The organism is Glaciimonas soli, from assembly GCF_009497155.1.
GTDB classification, from domain to species: domain Bacteria; phylum Pseudomonadota; class Gammaproteobacteria; order Burkholderiales; family Burkholderiaceae_D; genus Glaciimonas; species Glaciimonas soli.
On the sequence record NZ_WINI01000001.1, the window covers coordinates 255,243 to 272,351 of the forward strand.

General features: G+C 47.6%; 15 protein-coding genes. 1 reads left to right on the forward strand and 14 read right to left on the reverse strand.

Annotated features, from left to right (window positions below; genetic code table 11):
- The first annotated feature begins 3 nt into the window (after positions 1–3).
- Positions 4–2,295 carry a RelA/SpoT family protein gene (locus GEV47_RS01255; RefSeq protein ID WP_153232907.1) on the forward strand — a complete coding sequence of 764 codons (2,292 nt, stop codon included), beginning with the start codon at positions 4–6 and terminating at the stop codon, positions 2,293–2,295.
- 85 nt (positions 2,296–2,380) lie between these two features.
- Here GEV47_RS01255 and GEV47_RS01260 read toward each other — a convergent pair whose 3' ends face one another.
- The 14 genes from GEV47_RS01260 to hisS all read right to left on the reverse strand — a co-directional run bounded on the left by GEV47_RS01260 (position 2,381) and on the right by hisS (position 17,054).
- Positions 2,381–3,019, reverse strand: coding sequence for an SH3 domain-containing protein (locus GEV47_RS01260; RefSeq protein WP_153232908.1), 639 nt, complete (start codon positions 3,017–3,019; stop codon positions 2,381–2,383).
- 273 nt (positions 3,020–3,292) lie between these two features.
- Positions 3,293–4,138 (reverse strand): 3',5'-nucleoside bisphosphate phosphatase, encoded by an 846-nt coding sequence (locus tag GEV47_RS01265; RefSeq protein WP_153232909.1) that lies wholly within the window; start codon positions 4,136–4,138, stop codon positions 3,293–3,295.
- Between the two features lie 216 nt (positions 4,139–4,354).
- Positions 4,355–5,116 carry an SDR family oxidoreductase gene (locus tag GEV47_RS01270; protein WP_153232910.1) on the reverse strand — a complete coding sequence of 254 codons (762 nt, stop codon included), beginning with the start codon at positions 5,114–5,116 and terminating at the stop codon, positions 4,355–4,357.
- A gap of 27 nt (positions 5,117–5,143) precedes the next feature.
- Positions 5,144–5,683, reverse strand: coding sequence for a phosphoribosyltransferase (locus tag GEV47_RS01275; protein ID WP_153232911.1), 540 nt, complete (start codon positions 5,681–5,683; stop codon positions 5,144–5,146).
- A gap of 30 nt (positions 5,684–5,713) precedes the next feature.
- Positions 5,714–7,027, reverse strand: coding sequence for an adenylosuccinate synthase (locus GEV47_RS01280; protein WP_153233728.1), 1,314 nt, complete (start codon positions 7,025–7,027; stop codon positions 5,714–5,716).
- 13 nt (positions 7,028–7,040) lie between these two features.
- Positions 7,041–8,204 (reverse strand): ATP phosphoribosyltransferase regulatory subunit, encoded by a 1,164-nt coding sequence (locus GEV47_RS01285; RefSeq protein WP_153232912.1) that lies wholly within the window; start codon positions 8,202–8,204, stop codon positions 7,041–7,043.
- A gap of 277 nt (positions 8,205–8,481) precedes the next feature.
- Positions 8,482–9,363, reverse strand: coding sequence for a protease modulator HflC (gene hflC, locus GEV47_RS01290; protein WP_153232913.1), 882 nt, complete (start codon positions 9,361–9,363; stop codon positions 8,482–8,484).
- 2 nt (positions 9,364–9,365) lie between these two features.
- Complete coding sequence (gene hflK / locus GEV47_RS01295) at positions 9,366–10,676, reverse strand: FtsH protease activity modulator HflK (protein WP_153232914.1); 1,311 nt, start codon at positions 10,674–10,676, stop codon at positions 9,366–9,368.
- 38 nt (positions 10,677–10,714) lie between these two features.
- Positions 10,715–11,860, reverse strand: a complete 1,146-nt coding sequence (gene hflX / locus GEV47_RS01300) for a GTPase HflX (protein ID WP_228124516.1) — start codon at positions 11,858–11,860, stop codon at positions 10,715–10,717.
- Between the two features lie 72 nt (positions 11,861–11,932).
- On the reverse strand, positions 11,933–12,169 hold the full coding sequence (hfq, locus tag GEV47_RS01305; protein ID WP_153232915.1) for an RNA chaperone Hfq: 237 nt from the start codon (positions 12,167–12,169) through the stop codon (positions 11,933–11,935).
- Positions 12,170–12,318: 149 nt separating this feature from the next.
- Entirely contained in the window at positions 12,319–13,662 is a 1,344-nt protein-coding gene (der, locus tag GEV47_RS01310; protein WP_153232916.1) for a ribosome biogenesis GTPase Der, read from the reverse strand.
- Positions 13,663–13,713: 51 nt separating this feature from the next.
- Positions 13,714–14,871 carry an outer membrane protein assembly factor BamB gene (bamB, locus tag GEV47_RS01315; protein ID WP_228124517.1) on the reverse strand — a complete coding sequence of 386 codons (1,158 nt, stop codon included), beginning with the start codon at positions 14,869–14,871 and terminating at the stop codon, positions 13,714–13,716.
- Positions 14,872–14,956: 85 nt separating this feature from the next.
- The gene (locus tag GEV47_RS01320) at positions 14,957–15,607 is read right to left on the reverse strand and encodes a YfgM family protein (RefSeq protein ID WP_153232917.1); all 651 of its coding nucleotides are present in this window, start codon (positions 15,605–15,607) and stop codon (positions 14,957–14,959) included.
- Positions 15,608–15,701: 94 nt separating this feature from the next.
- Positions 15,702–17,054 carry a histidine--tRNA ligase gene (gene hisS / locus GEV47_RS01325; RefSeq protein ID WP_153232918.1) on the reverse strand — a complete coding sequence of 451 codons (1,353 nt, stop codon included), beginning with the start codon at positions 17,052–17,054 and terminating at the stop codon, positions 15,702–15,704.
- Between the last annotated feature and the right edge of the window lie 55 nt (positions 17,055–17,109).

Below are 17,109 nucleotides of genomic sequence, written 5' to 3' on the forward strand. Positions count from 1 at the left end.
AGTATGAACATCACTCCTTCGGATGCAACCTTGCCATCAGCCGCTACTAGTAAACGGACAGCGTCGTCACGCGCCAACAAAACCGCACCCTCTGGCGAGCTGTCTGCATCAAAATCTGAAATTGGCTCGCTGACTGGCTCAGCTAACGCCGTTGCATCCATCACTCACCTCACCGCCAAACTTTCGCAATATCTGACACCTTCCGAATTAAAGAAGGTCAAGGAAGCCTATCGTTTTTCAGACGAAAAACATTTGGGACAGATGCGCAAATCAGGCGAGCCTTACATCTCCCACCCTATCGCTGTCGCCGAAATTTGCGCCGATTGGAAACTGGATGCGCAGGCGATCATGGCGGCATTGCTGCACGATGTGATGGAAGATCAGGATGTGCAAAAAGAAGAATTAATCGAGCACTTTGGCGCCCCTGTCGCCGCGTTGGTTGATGGGCTTTCCAAACTCGACAAGATCGAATTTCAAAGTCAAATCGAAGCGCAAGCAGAGAATTTTCGCAAAATGCTACTGGCAATGGCCCGCGATGTACGCGTAATTCTTGTCAAGCTAGCAGATCGCTTGCATAACATGCGCACCTTGGGTGTCATGTCAGTAGAAAAAAAACGGCGCATTGCCCGTGAAACGATGGAAGTTTATGTGCCGATTGCACATAGACTAGGCCTGAATAATATTTATCGCGAATTGCAAGAGCTGTCTTTCTCGCACCTGCACCCACTGCGTCACAGAACATTACAGAAAGCGGTAAAAGCTGCGCGTGGCAATCGACGTGAAGTGGTGAGCAAGATTCTTGAGTCAGTCAAAACAACATTGGCTGCGGCCAGTATTCACGCGCAGATTGATGGCCGAGAAAAGACGCTGTATGGCATATATCGCAAAATGCGCACGAAACATCTGTCCTTTTCTCAAGTGCTGGATGTGTATGGGTTTCGCATTGTTGTAGACACCTTTGCCAACTGCTATGTTGCACTTGGTACGCTGCATGCGCTGTACAAGCCAATGCCGGGAAAATTCAAAGACTACATTGCCATTCCTAAACTCAATGGCTATCAATCGCTGCATACGACCTTGATCGGCCCCTACGGCACGCCGGTGGAGTTTCAGATCAGAACCCAAGATATGCATCGCGTAGCCGAGTCGGGTGTTGCCGCGCATTGGCTGTATAAAGATGAAGATGGCGATTTAAGTGACTTGCAACAGCGCACGCATGCATGGTTGCAGTCCTTGCTCGACATTCAAAAGCAAACGGGCGATTCTGCTGAATTTTTAGAGCACGTTAAAGTCGATCTGTTCCCAGATTCTGTTTATGTATTTACGCCGAAGTCCAAAATTATTGCCTTGCCACGCGGTGCCACGACATTAGACTTTGCTTACACCATCCATACCGACATTGGCGACAGCACTGTCGCTGCTAAGATCAATCACGAATCGGTGCCGTTACGTTCCGAATTACACAATGGCGACATCGTCGAAATTATTACAGCAAGAGGCTCACGCCCTAGTCCCAATTGGCTTAGCTTTGTACGGACCGGTAAAGCGCGCTCTGCCATTCGCCATCACTTGCGAACGATTAATTTACAAGAGTCGATTGAATTAGGTGCCAGCTTACTCACACAGGCATTAAACGCACTAAATGCAGACTCAACGCTGACACCCGGCTTAGTAGAGCATTTGCTAGACGAATCAAGTGCGAAGACGCTGGACGAGATTTATGCCGACATTGGTGTTGGTAAACGTATGGCCGGGCTTGTTGCCCGACATATTATGGGCCTGCAAGAAAAGCAATCCACTCCGCTTTCATCATTACAAGCCGATGAGGACACTCCCCATAAACAGAACTCTATCGTAATTAATGGCAACGAAGGGGCCAGCATACAACTGGCGCCGTGCTGTCTGCCTATTCCTGGTGATAAATTGATTGGACAATTAAAGCGCGACCAAGGCGTGATTGTTCATACCGAAGATTGCAACATCGCAAAGCGCCAACGTAACAAAGATCCGGAACGCTGGATTGAGGTTCTTTGGGGGACAGAAATTAATCGTCATTTTGATTGTCGCATTAAAGTTCTGGTGCACAACGACAAAGGGATTTTGGCACGCGTTGCTGCTGAAATTGGCAATTCCGATGCCAATATTATTTACGTCAATATGGATGACGATAAAGACCAGATGATGACGCAATTGATATTCACCATCCAGATTCAGGATCGCGTACATTTGGCACGCTTGCTGCGAAATGTACGCCGCATTCATGGCGTTACGCGCATTCTACGCGACCGCAGTTAGACCACTCACAAAACATCTGATCGCTACTGCCTCGTTTCTTTTTTGTAGTAACGAGGCAGACTGACCACTTTCTAACGCAAAATATCTATTTTGGTTGTGGCCGAGGGCGATTTCCGCCATTGCCACCATGTTGCCCGCCATTACCCGGTGGTTTAGGACGTGCCGGCTGTGGGCGATTGCCACCTTGCTGGCCACCCTGACCAAATCCAGGACGATTACCCCCATGTTGACCGCCGTTCCCTGGCCGTGGTGGCGGCATTATTCCTGGGCGACTAGGATGGGGGCGATTGACTGGTGGACGCGGACGATAACCTGGACGATTTGCCCAATGTGACTGATTTCCATACCATGGGCGATTGCGATAATAGCTACCCCAATATGTACCAATGCTAAACGCGACAATTGGCAATCCTATCGCCATACCGTAGTTAACGATTGGGACATTATTCCCTTGATATGGGTAAGTTAAATTTTGTGCATAAATCCAACCACGATTGTTTCCAGGAACAATGACATCGCACCAAACGTAGCCACTCACACATCCCATCACAGTAACTGGCGCTCCTGGGCCAACCCCTGCCACCAAAGGATAATCACGCCCGGGACCTGCGCGCAAATTCACTGATTTACTCGTAAACGCCTGCTGCTGTGCTGAGGCGACAATCGGCATAGCGCATAAAGCAACAGCAATAAATCGCAATAAGGAAATACGAATATTCGTCATTTTTCTGCCTCCATTGTTTGCAATAAGTGCCTCAAGACAATATCAGTTAATCATACATTGCGCGAGAGTATCTTAGATTTTTGTCAGTATTTAGTTGTGGAAAATAATTGCATGAAGAGCTTCCATTTTGTGAAGCGCCAACAACGACATTAATAGGCGTTATTCCACTCGCCAAAAAAAAACTAAATACGTATCCATATTGCAATGGAAATACGGGGAAAACTATTTCGTGTGGAATTGTTGCGATACAAGATCTTGCAAGCGGAGTGTTATTTATCTGCTAGAGAAATCCCAGTCGTGCCATACCGGCACCACGCCTTTCGGCAACGGCGGTAATGCGCCAAGATCAATTCTCGACTCACTTGGACTGTGGAAGTCAGAACCACGTGACGCCATAAAGCCAAAGTCATTGGCAATTTTGGCGAATTGTGCGTACTGATCTGGAGAGTGGCTGCCCGTGGTGACCTCGATTGCATCACCACCGTATTGTTTGAACTCATCGAAAAAAGCGTTGAAGGCAACAGCATTCAAATTATAACGACCTGGATGAGCAACCACAGCAATGCCACCAGCGCCATGTATCCAACTTACAGCTTGCTCCAAAGTGGCCCAGCGATGCGGAACGTAACCGGGCTTTCCCTCGGTGAGATAATTACTGAACACTTCATGCGTATCTGCACAACGCCCTATTTCAACTAAATAACGTGCAAAGTGTGTACGTGAAATCAAATCGGGATTGCCGACATGAAGCAAGGCACCTTCGAAGGCATCAGGAATACCAATTTTTGCCAGTTGTGCGGCCATTTCGCGAGCGCGTTGCTCTCGGCCACCTCTGGTGGCAGCTAATCCTTGCACTAATGTCGGGTTGGTTTCGTCTATTCGCAAACCGACAATATGGATCGTATGCGCTGCCCAGGTAATCGAAATTTCGACGCCGGGCACATAGAACAAATTGAGCTCTTTTGCCGCAGCGCGGGCGTCAGCGACACCACTAACTTCATCATGATCAGTTAATGCCCAGACATCCACACCGTTGGCCTTCGCTCGTGCGGCCACCACGGACGGACTTAAAACACCGTCGGAAATATTGGAGTGGCTGTGAAGATCAACGTTTAGCATAGCTTTATGCACGGAACCAGAGAATAAAAGACCAAGTATGCAACTGCATGTAGCAGCACAAAACAATCAGGTAAACAATAAAGATTGTTAAGATTGTACTCTCGTTCAAAGTTCCATGTTGCAAATGCACATACTAGTTAATACCTGAAGGCAATGACACGCTCAACGAGGCCGGCAAGTAGGGTCAACGGCGAGTAAACAGCAATGCGGACGTGCTTAACCTCGTCCAATAAAAGGCATGTTAGTTGCCATCACCGTCATGAACTGAACGTTAGCGTTCGGCGGCAAATTGGCCATGTAAAGCACTGCATTGGCGACGTCATCGACCGACATGGTCGGCTCAACGGCAATCGCGCCACTGGCCTGCAAGATACCCTTTTCCATGCGTTCCGTCATGTCTGTTGCGGCATTACCGATATCAATTTGACCGCAAGCAATGTTGTATTTGCGACCATCGAGCGAAGTTGATTTGGTCAATCCAGTCATCGCGTGTTTGGTAGCGGTATAAGCCACCGAATTTGGCCTGGGCACATGCGCGGCAATCGAACCATTATTTATAATGCGTCCGCCCATTGGATGTTGATCCTTCATCACGCGAAAAGCTTCTTGGGTACACAAAAAAGCACCGGTCAAATTAACATCAACTGAAGCTTTCCAATCAGCAAAATCGACGTCCTCTAGCGATGAGGATGCTGTGAACACGCCGGCGTTGTTAAATAGCAGATCAAGTCGGCCAAAATGCGTACGCAAAGTGGCAAACAAGGATTTAACAGAATCAGGAGAGCTCACATCGGCTACGACAGGCAAGGTATGTACGCCAAACTCCCCCGCAGCAGCAACCGTATCCTGAAGAGCATCAAGTCGACGCCCTGCCAACGCAACAGCATAACCATTGCGCAGCAACGCCAAGGCGATATGCTTACCTATGCCAGAACCGGCACCGGTAACCAAAGCAATTTTTTTCACGGTTGACTGCATTTAGGTTTGACTGTTAGCGGGCCGACTTCAAGCTTTATCTGCGTGCTGAGTTTGCGCAGCCAATTGATGTGGGCGCATATCGTCATAATCCTCAAATGGTTGATGTATCCAAGGATTGGTCGGTAAAAAATCGACATAAAAATCGGGTTCGATAATGGAGCATTGTTTCCACCAGATCACGGCTGTTTTCACTTCCGTAACAGGTGCATAATGCTCGCGCAAATGCCGTTGCACTTGCTCCAGCGTGATGCCGGAATCGACCAAATCATCCACCAGCAAAATTCTACCGGCCAATGCACCGCGACTGATCGTGATGTGTTTCGCGATATCAAGCTCACTGCGCACCGTACCGGCTTCTTCACGATAAGAACTCGCTGCCAATATCGCCAGTGGCACATCAAAAATACGCGAACAAACGTCACCAGGGCGCATCCCGCCGCGCGCCAGACATAACACCTGATCAAATTTCCAGCCGGAAGCGTGTACTTTTAATACTAATTTTTCGATGGCGTGGTTGTACTCTTCCCACGACACCCACAGGTGATTATCATCTGAGATCTTATTCATCTTGCTACTCTTCTTGGTTATTTTTAGTTTTTATTTGAACGGGTGACGCAAAACAATTGTCTCTTCACGATCAGGGCCAGTAGAAACCATATCGACCGGTACGCCAACCAACTCTTCAATCCGCTTGATATAAGCACGCGCTGTCGCCGGTAAAGCTTCCATCGATTTAGCGCCAACGGTGGACTCAGTCCAGCCTGGCATTTCTTCGTAGATTGGTACGCAACGCGCAGCGTCTTCAGCGCCGACTGGGAAAATATCCACACGCTTGCCATCGACCATATAACCAGTACACAGTTTTAACGATGCCAGGCCGTCCAGCACATCCAGCTTCGTCAAGCACATGCCGGAAACGCCGTTGATTTGCACAGAGCGCTTCAGTAAAGCAGCATCAAACCAACCGCAGCGGCGAGCACGACCGGTGACAGTACCAAACTCATGGCCGACACTCGCCAAATGATGGCCAACGCCCTGATCTGTCGGCAATTCAGATGGGAAAGGTCCCGAACCTACACGCGTGGTGTAAGCCTTAGTGATACCCAGAATGTAATGCAACATGTTCGGGCCTACACCAGAACCTGCAGCGGCATTGCCAGCCACACAGTTACTGGAAGTAACGAACGGATAGGTACCATGATCAACGTCAAGCAAGCTACCTTGCGCACCTTCGAACAACAACTTGGCACCATTGTTATATGCGCCGTACAACTCGCTTGAAACATCGGCAACCATAGGGCGCAGACGTGGCACATTGGCCAAGGCATCATCGTAGGTTTTTTGGAAATCGACCGCGGGTGCGTGCAAATAATTGGTCAGCACAAAATTGTGATAATCCAAATTTGCTTTGAGTTTTTCAGCAAAGCGTTCTTCATTGAGCAAATCGGCAACACGAATTGCACGACGCGCTACTTTATCTTCGTAAGCTGGGCCAATACCTTTACCAGTTGTACCGATTTTGGCATCACCGCGTGCAGCTTCACGCGCTGCGTCAAGTGCAGTGTGATAAGGCAAGATAATCGGGCAGGCTTCTGACACTCTCAGACGTGAAGCCACTTCTACGCCGACGGCTTGTAATTTATCGATTTCACGCAACAAGTCCGGCACAGATAACACCACGCCATTGCCGATATAGCAGGCAACACCAGGACGCATGATGCCTGATGGGATTAATTGCAAAGCTGTTTTCTGTCCACCGATTACCAAAGTATGACCGGCGTTATGACCACCTTGAAAACGCACCACAGCCTGCGCGTGATCGGTCAGCCAATCGACGATTTTGCCCTTGCCTTCATCGCCCCATTGCGTACCGATTACAACGACGTTTTTTGCATTACTTTTCTGTAGCATCATAGTTCCAAATTTAGTCTAAATTTTTGATAACCCAGTGACCGTTTTCGAGCACAACCGCACGGTCACAATTGAATTCATCTTGATCGTTTTCGTGGCCGGGTAAATTCTGAATGACAATTTCCCCTGCTTTACGCAATGCAACGATACACTCTTGCAGCTTTTCTTTTAAACCTGCCTCGGTACTCCACGGCGCGCGAATTGCCAATTTACGCTGTGCGCCCGGCATCAATCTGGCCAATTCGCGCAAATCCATGGAAAACCCAGTCGCCGGACGTGAACGCCCAAACGCCTCACCTACATGATCATAACGTCCGCCACGTACCAATGCATTCGGCAATCCTGGAACATAAGCACCGAAGATAGCACCACTTTCGTAATGATAACCTCGTAAATCTGCTAAATCGATAGTGACGCACTCTGGGCCAGCTGCTTCAGCCAGTGCCTGCAGTTGATCTAAGGCACTTGCAATTGCCGGTAATGCTGGCAGTACTTGCCGTGCGCGGTCCAATACAGTGATGTCGCCATACAAATTCGGCAACGCCAGTAAAGCTTCGCGGGTAATTGGCGCATAATCCGCACTCATCACTTGCAGACCAGGCGTATCTTTGGCTTCCAAAAGTTTCACCAAAGCCATCTCATCTTTCTGAGCAGTTGCATCTTCGGCAATGATGGCCCGCAAAATACCCACATGACATAGGTCCAGCCGCACTTGCGTAATCCCTGCCAAAGCTAGCGAAGTCAGGGCCAGATGTTGAATTTCCGCATCCGCTTCCAATCCAGCATGCCCATAAATTTCGGCACCGATCTGAAAAGGCTCGCGCGTCGCATGCAAGCCCTGAGGTAGTGTGCGCAAGACACTGCCAGCATAGCAAAGACGCGTCAACGATGCACGATTCAATAAATGGGCGTCGATTCTGGCCACTTGTGTGGTCATGTCCGCGCGTACCCCAAGCGTCCGACCGGATAGCTGATCCACTAATTTGAAGGTCATCCCTTCAGTATCCTGCCCCGCTCCAGCGAGTAAAGACTCCAGATACTCTAACATCGGTGGCATGACTAGCTCATAGCCGTGCAAACGAAAATTATCTAGAATCAAACGACGCAAATCTTCGATCTTGCGCGCTTCCGACGGTAAAACATCGGCAATATTTTCAGGAAGAAGCCAGTTTGGCATAGGAATAAATCAAAAAAACCGCAAAATAAATCTGCAAAAAGAAAAACGTGCCAAATCCAGATATCACTGGTTAGCACGATTCATCTACTTAACCTAACATACTTATTCGAATTAATTTCTTGACAAGACAACAAAACGCGGCAGAGACCATGTTTATTGCAAGGCGCATCAATAATAAGATGCGCCATTTTAAGCCGATATGCCACTACTCGGGGTAAATTCGTGGCATACCGACTATTTCTCGACTTTTTTTGCCGCCAAGAATTATTAATGCAGGCTATTTACTCGAGCCGCCAGCTGAACTTTTAAAGTACTTAAAGAACTCGGAATTAGGATCAATCACCATCAGATCATGACGGGTCTTGAAGCTGGCACGATACGCCTCCAAACTGCGATAAAACTTATAAAACTCAGGGTTTTTACCAAATGCTTCGGCATAAATTTGCGATGCTTTAGCATCACCTTCGCCGCGCAAAGTTTCAGCATCACGATATGCTTCGGCCAAAATCACAGTGCGCTGTTTATCAGCGTCAGCACGGATTTTTTCGGACTCGGCGAAACCCGTAGAGCGCAATTCATTAGCAACCCGTGCGCGCTCAGATTTCATCCGATCGTACACCGAACTATTAATCTGATCCACATAATCGACACGCTTCAAACGAACGTCGATGATATCAACACCGATTTGCTTGGCTTCCTCTTCCACTTTCTTCTGTATGGCATCCATGACTTTGCCACGCTCACCGGAAATCACATCACGCACAGTACGTTTGGTAATCTCCTCATTCAATGCCGCCTTCACAATTTGCGACATCCGATCTTTTGCGCGCTGCTCGTCAACACCAAAACTAACAAAATATAAACGTGGATCAACGATACGCCACTTGACGTAAGCATCGACCAGAATATTCATTTTCTCAGCCGTGATAAAACGATCCGTTTCCGGCGGATCTATCGTCAAAATACGATTATCCAGATACACCACATTTTGAAATGGTGGCGGCAATTTGAAGTGCAAACCAGGTTCTTTAATGACTTCTTTGATCTCTCCAAATGAGAACAAAATCGCATATTGACGTTGATTAACCACAAAGACTGTAGTCGACAACAGCAACAGAACAACGAGTGCTGCAACTACTAAGGATAAAATGCGATTCATAATTATCTGCCCTCCCGATCACGTGTATCGCGAGCGCGCGAATCAATGACTGCCTGTGTATCAGCATCTTTAGTTGTGCCGCTTTGCGTTGCTGCGGTTGGCGACGACGCCGTTGCGCCACTGCTTGCATTCTGATCAGCAGGCACTATCGTGCCACTACCTGAAGTTTGCTGAAGCAATTTATCTAGCGGCAGATACAACAAATTATTGCCATTTTTAGCATCAACCATGACTTTCGTTGTATTAGCAAAAATCTGCTGCATCGTATCAAGGTACATACGATCACGCGTCACCGCTGGCGCTTTTTGATATTGGGTAAGCACTTGTTTGAAACGCGATGCATCACCTTCTGCGTTAGCAGTCACACGTGCGCTGTAGGCTTCGGCTTCTTCCATCAAACGGGAAGCCGCACCGCGTGCTTTCGGCACGACGTCATTCGCGTAGGCCTGACCTTCATTTTTCTGACGTTCACGGTCCTGCCCAGCCTTTACAGCGTCATCAAACGCCGCTTGCACTTGCTCTGGGGGCTGCACGCCTTGCATCGTGACATTGGTGATTTGCACACCCGATTTATAACGGTCTAAAATTTGCTGCATGAGTTGTCCAACATCCAAAGCAACTTTTTCACGCCCTTCGTAAAGAACGTAATCCATTTTGCTTTTTCCAACAATTTCGCGTACTGCCGTTTCGGCAACTTCACGCACAGTTTCTTCCGGATCTTTATTATTGAAAATCCAGTCAGCAGCACTCTTCAATTTATATTGCACAGCAAATTGAATATCGATGATGTTTTCATCATCGGTCAGCATCAATGCTTCTCTAGGTTGTTTATTTTTTGCGTTGCCACGATAACCGACTTCAATGGTGCGCACCCCAGAAACGTTGACGATCTGATGGCTTTGAATTGGGTACGGAAATGTCCAATTGAAACCTGGACCTGTAGAACTACTATATTTCCCAAATGTCGATACGACAGCAGTCTGGCCTTCTTGCACTGTAAAAAAACCGCTAATCAACCACATGAAAAGCGCAATTGCAGCAATCATCCCGGCGCCGATTCCGGCACCTTTTCCGGATGAAAAATTGCCACCGCCATTGGAATCACCGCCGCCGCCATTCTTTTTACCGCCAAGAAAGCGGTTTAAGCGTTGATTAAAATCTTGCCACAACTTATCAAGATCCGGTGGTCCATTGCCGTTATTAGGCTTTTTGCCATCGTTATTTTGCTGGTTGTCATTTTGCGAGTTGCGCCCCCATTGCGGGTCGTTCAACGACAATTTAACACCAAATTTTTTTAGTAGGGAACCAAGCATTCGATCATTATCCGTATAGAGTAGGTAGGAATGCTCTTTCAGAGCGGCGCATTGTGAGAGTGTTCAATTAATATTTGATCATCCTTAACTACAGCATTTGTAACTACAGATTCCGTTACAGATTTTGTCATAAATTCAATAAGAGCCTGCCGCAATAAGTCCAGCCCGGCCCCACTCTGCGCACTGGTAAAAACTCGTGCAATTTTATCATACTCATCACGCTCAATTCCGGGCGCAAGTCCGGCTGCATCAATTTTATTCCATACCAAAATTTGGGGAATATGATCGGCGCCGATTTCTTTCAATACTAAATTGACCTGCTCAATTTGCTCCATTCTTGCAGGACTAGCTGCATCCACCACATGCAACAACAAATCTGCATGGATAGTTTCTTCCAGCGTCGCGCGAAATGCAGCAACCAATTGATGTGGCAACTCACGGATGAAGCCGACTGTATCTGAAATCACAACATGTCCAACTTCGCCTAAATACACCTTCCTTGAAGTGGTATCGAGCGTTGCAAACAATTGATCCGCAGCATAAACACCGGCTTTCGACAAAGCATTAAACAATGTCGATTTGCCCGCATTGGTGTAACCAACCAGCGATATGGACAAGGTATTGTTACGTCCGCGCGCACGTCGCTGTGTAGCATGTTGCCGGTGCAATTTTTCTAATTGTCCGCGCAAAGCTTTGACTCGCACTCCCAGCAAGCGCCGATCGGTTTCCAATTGGGTTTCACCGGGTCCGCGCAACCCGATACCGCCCTTTTGGCGCTCGAGATGTGTCCAGCCGCGTATCAAACGTGTCGCTAAATGCTGTAACTGGGCTAGCTCAACCTGTACTTTACCTTCGTGACTTTTAGCACGCTGAGCGAAAATATCAAGAATTAAGCTAGTCCGATCAAGTACCCGCGTTTTCAATTCGCGCTCAAGATTGCGCTGTTGCGCGGGTGATAAGGCGTGATTAAAGATAACGATATCAAGCTCGCCATCCAATACCGCATCAGCCACTTCTTGTACTTTGCCGGAACCGGCAAACAATGCGGCATCAGGCGCACTACGCTTACCCGTAATAGTGACAATTGGATCTACCCCTGCTGACTTTGCCAACAGGGACAATTCTTCCAGACTTGCAGCAAAATCGCCTTTGCCGAAGTCAATACCTACAAGTGCTGCGCGCATAGGAAAATGATGATGGCTGCTCCCACATTCGCTTGCCTTGCACCAGGCGAAATCGACGTGGGACGCAAATGCTTATTCTGTTTCTGATTCAAGATTCAGTGTCACAGCACGGGCAGGAACAACGGTTGAAATGGCGTGTTTGTATACCATTTGAGTTACTGTATTGCGTAACAGCACGACATATTGATCAAATGACTCAATATGACCTTGAAGTTTAATACCGTTGACGAGATAAATCGAAACAGGTACGTGTTCTTTACGCAATGCGTTTAGAAATGGGTCTTGTAACAATTGCCCTTTATTACTCATGGTTACTCCACTATGTTGTTGTGATTAGAGGTCAAACATATTTCATGCATTTTTTATGCATCTTAAGCCAAATTAGCAAAAGTAAAATGATTGACTAGGTGGTGTATTTATAAATGTAAACGATTTTCACTTTTACTGCCAACGAAAATCTATTTTACAGGTCGCGCGAAAGGATTTTTCCCCGATTTAAATTCGATACGTAATGGAGTGCCAATTAGTGAAAAAGTTTCACGGAAATATTTTTCCAGGTAACGTTTGTAATTGGCATCGATCGCTTCGAGAGAATTTCCGTGAATAACGACGATAGGTGGATTCATTCCGCCTTGATGCGCATAGCGTAATTTAGGACGTATCGAACCCTTGCGGCGCGGTTGTTGATGCTCAACGGCTTCCAATAACGCGCGCGTCAATTTTGGCGTAGTTAGATTTGTCATCGCGGCTGCATAGGCCGAATCGATGGACTTCATCAGCGGTCCGATACCAGTCGATTTCAATGCTGAAATATGATGGAATTTGGCGAACGACAGAAAACTAAGCTTACGATCGAGATCGATTTTGATTTCGTCACGGCGATCACTCGTCAAGCCATCCCATTTATTCACGCCAACCACCAAGGCACGACCGGACTCAAGAATAAAGCCGGCGATATGCGCGTCTTGCTCAGAAATATCTTGCTGAGCATCCAGCAATAGCAATACGACGTTAGCCTCCGAAATGGACTGCAGTGTTTTGACTACCGAAAATTTTTCAATTGCTTCAAACACCTTGCCGCGTCGACGTATCCCTGCTGTATCGATTAACGTATATTGCGTGCCATTACGCTCAAAATCGATTTCAATCGAATCACGCGTTGTACCTGGCATATCGAACGCAATCACACGCTCTTCGCCCAATAAGGTGTTAACCAAAGTGGACTTGCCAACGTTAGGGCGGCCGACAATCGCAATTTTTATGCTGCGCTCATTACTGGTTGGCTCTTCGACTTCAGGTGGACGTTGCGCGAAAGCCAAATCCAGGGATTCTTCGACCAGATCAGTTACACCATCACCATGGGCAGCTGAAATGACATAAGGGTCACCCAAACCTAATTCATAAAAATCTGCAGTAACTGAGGTGTATTTCATGCCCTCAGATTTATTCACTACCAACATCACTGAGCGACCGGATTTACGCAAAAAATCGGTGATAGTTTTGTCGTGCGGCGTCAAACCTTGACGTCCATCAACAATGAAAATCACCAGATCGGCTTCCGCCACTGCTTGCTTGGTCTGCTTTGCCATTTCATGCATGATGCCGTCTTTGGCAACCGGTTCAAAACCACCGGTGTCAATGACCAGAAATGGGCGCTCGCCTATCCGCCCCTCTCCATAGTGGCGATCTCGGGTCAATCCCGGCAAATCGGCAACCAACGCATCGCGTGATCGTGTCAAGCGATTGAATAAGGTCGATTTACCGACATTTGGACGTCCTACGAGTGCTATGACTGGCTTCATTAAGTGCTTAGAGGTTAAATGCAGTGGTTAAATGCATAATATAAAAATTGATTAATCGAGTGCTAATGCGGTCAATACGCCAGATTTTGTCTGGAAAATGACATTTGATCCAACTACTAGCGGGTTGAGTAAAACGGGTGTTTTATCAATCCGAATGCGTGACACCAGAGCACCATTTTCACGTGAGAAGAAATGGACATACCCTTCATAGTCACCGGCAACAACGGTTGGACCTAATGGTACAGGAGTAGATAAACTACGATACTTCAGGTCGCTATTTTTCCACAAGACAGTGCCATTATCACGGGTAAAAGCAGAAACATCACCGTTTTCATCGGCAGCATAGATATCCGCGCCATCACCGCCGACGCCAACCGCGCTGGAGAATTTTTTGACCCAGTGCTGCGCGCCGGTACCAGCGTCGAAACAGCCTACACGTCCTTGGTATGCGACGGAGCAGATGTCGTGACCAATCAATAGCGGCGTACCTGAGGCATCAGAAACACGCTCCAATTCCGTTGTTCCGCGCGGATCACCAATTGCCATTTCCCACCAAGGGCCGCCATTTGCAAGATTCAATGCCGATAAACGACCGCCTGGCAATGATATAAATGCCGCTTGCGGCACAATCAAAATGCCGGGAGACGAACGAATAGTCAGCGATGGATTTGTACGTTGCGCAACCCATTTGCGTTCACCTGTTTGTTCATCGTAAGCAGCAATACGATTATCTTGGCTACGAATAATCACCAGTCCTTGACCTACCGCAGGCGCAGACAAAATTTCGCTGGAAGCTTGCGCTTTCCATAGCAGTTTACCTTCCACATCATAAGCGAGCAGCGTACCTTTTTCACCTGCTACGACAACGGTTGTGCCGTCAGTACCAACGCCGCCGGTCAACTTCATGCCTGTCTTAACCTTCCAGACAGAAGCCCCCGTGGTTGCATCAAGACGACTAATACCGCCATCCGCGGATGCCGCATAAATACTGGTACCGCCAAGTACAGGAGCGAAAGCATAAACACCCGCATCACCGACAGAAGCAGTCCAGACAGTATGCACTTTTACAGTCGGTTTAAAATCAGCTGCCAGTGGAACCGGTGTGCTACTCGTAGGTTTGCTAGCAAACAAAGAACAGCCCGATAACGCCAATGCCACACCTATGCAGGCAATATTCGCTGCAGTACGGACTTTTTGCATTTTCTGCATTTGCTTCCCTTTTCTGATTTTTAGTTCTTGGCTAATGCGTACTATTCGCCACTATTGTTACTAAATTTGCGTTGATCGCTATTGGTCAGGCTGCCGCTTTGGTGGCAGATCCGCCGATCGCATCAAGCTTAATCTGGATCAATTGACGACTAGGATTGCCTGGATCAGCTTTATCCAGCGCCAATTGATAAGCAGCGCGTGCTTCGTCAATTTTATTCTGAGCTACTAGAATGTCGCCCTTGCGATCTGCCAACGCAGAATCAAATTCCGGCGCTACATCGCCACCTAACACTTCCAAACCTTTGTCGTATGCCTTCTCATCCAGCAAAACGCCGGCCAGACGAATTTTGGCTAACGTCTTGTATTCCAAGTCGCGTCCATGATCGATCACCCACTGTAACTGAGCCTTTGTATTGGTCAGATCATTGGCGTCAAAAGTTGCTTTTGCCGCGGCCAACGCTGCCATTTGCGCATAAGTTGTACCGCCAAATTTCTGCTCCATATCAGTCGCAGCGCGTAACACCCTCACATTATCTTTAGCTGTGACTGCTTTTCCCAACTCATCGTAAAGTTGCGATGCCTGCACAGCCTGATTATTTTGGTAATATTTCCAGCCGGTCCAACCTGCGTAAGCGGCCAGTGCTGCAATCAGCACCCAGGTCATTACATTGCCATTTTTTTTCCACCACTCTTGAAGAGTAGCTAGCTGTTCTTGTTCTTCGTGATCGTATGCCATGATGTCTTATCTGAGTGGTGTTTTAAAAATAATGCGAAGTATTTATGTGCTAACGCCAATACATGACGTTAGCGCATGAGTTTACAGCAATTTATTAATGGTGATAGTGTACGTGGTCATGATCATGATCATCGTTGCCAACAATCTGATCAACCAGATAATCTGTTACGCCATCAAACGGCACGACGGCTTGATTGCCACCTTCTGCAGAAACATCACCACGTAAAACTTTGATGGTTGCGGTCTGGTTAGCAACCTCATCTTCGCCAATAATGACTGCATAAGCTGCGCCACTACTATCGGCGCGCTTCATCTGAGACTTGAAACTGCTGCCAGAGTTCGCCGATGCGCAATGGAGTACGACATCCAATCCTGCACCGCGCAAACGCTCTGCCAACACAAATGCTTGCAGTTGCGCCGTTTCGCCCTGATGCACTACATACACATCACACTCATTACGCGTAACTTGTTCACCATTCTCACGCATCAATTCCAATAAGCGCTCGACCCCCATCGCAAAACCACAGGCAGGAGTTGGTTTGCCGCCAAACATTTCAACCAACGGATCATAGCGTCCACCGCCACACACCGTACCTTGTGAGCCCAATTGATCGGTAACCCACTCGAACACCGTGCGATTGTAGTAATCCATACCACGCACTAAACGCGGATTGACAGTGAATGGAATGTTGTTGTGATTCAGAATTTTTTGCACACCCTCAAAGTGCGCACGTGATTCCTCACCGAGATACTCCAACAGTTGTGGAGCACCATTCACCATTGCTTGCATGGCCGGATTTTTAGTATCCAAAATCCGCAGCGGATTAGAATGCAAGCGACGTTGTGCATCGGCGTCCAACAGCTCTTTATGCTGCTCAAAATAGGCAATCAAGTCCGTGCGATGACGATTACGCTCTTCGGCATCACCAATGGAATTTAATTCCAGTCTGATATTTTCCAAACCAAGATCGTCCCATAGACGCTGGCAAAGCATGATCAGTTCTGCATCAATATCTGGCCCAGTAAAGCCGATCGCTTCGGCGCCGACCTGATGAAATTGACGTGAGCGACCGCGCTGCGGACGTTCATGCCGAAACATTGGACCGCTGTACCAAAGTCTTTTAGGACCGTCGTAAGTCAAATTATGCTCAAGAGCAGCACGCACTACACCAGCCGTGCTTTCAGGGCGCAATGTCAGATTGTCGCCATTCATCGCGTCGACCCACGAATACATCTCTTTTTCGACAATGTCGGTTACCTCACCTAAGCCCCGTTTAAACAACGCTGTCGGCTCTACTATAGGTGTGCGAATTTGCTGGAAGCCATAGCTCTTCAACACCGATTGCACGGTGTTTTCAAATAACTCCCATAACGCGGCATCAGCTGGCAAGACATCATTCATGCCTTTAACACCAACGATTTTTTCGGCTTTTTTATTTTCTGACATTCTATTTACTATTATTTTGGTTAATTCGATTTTCGAATTTTATTTGGGATCTGCA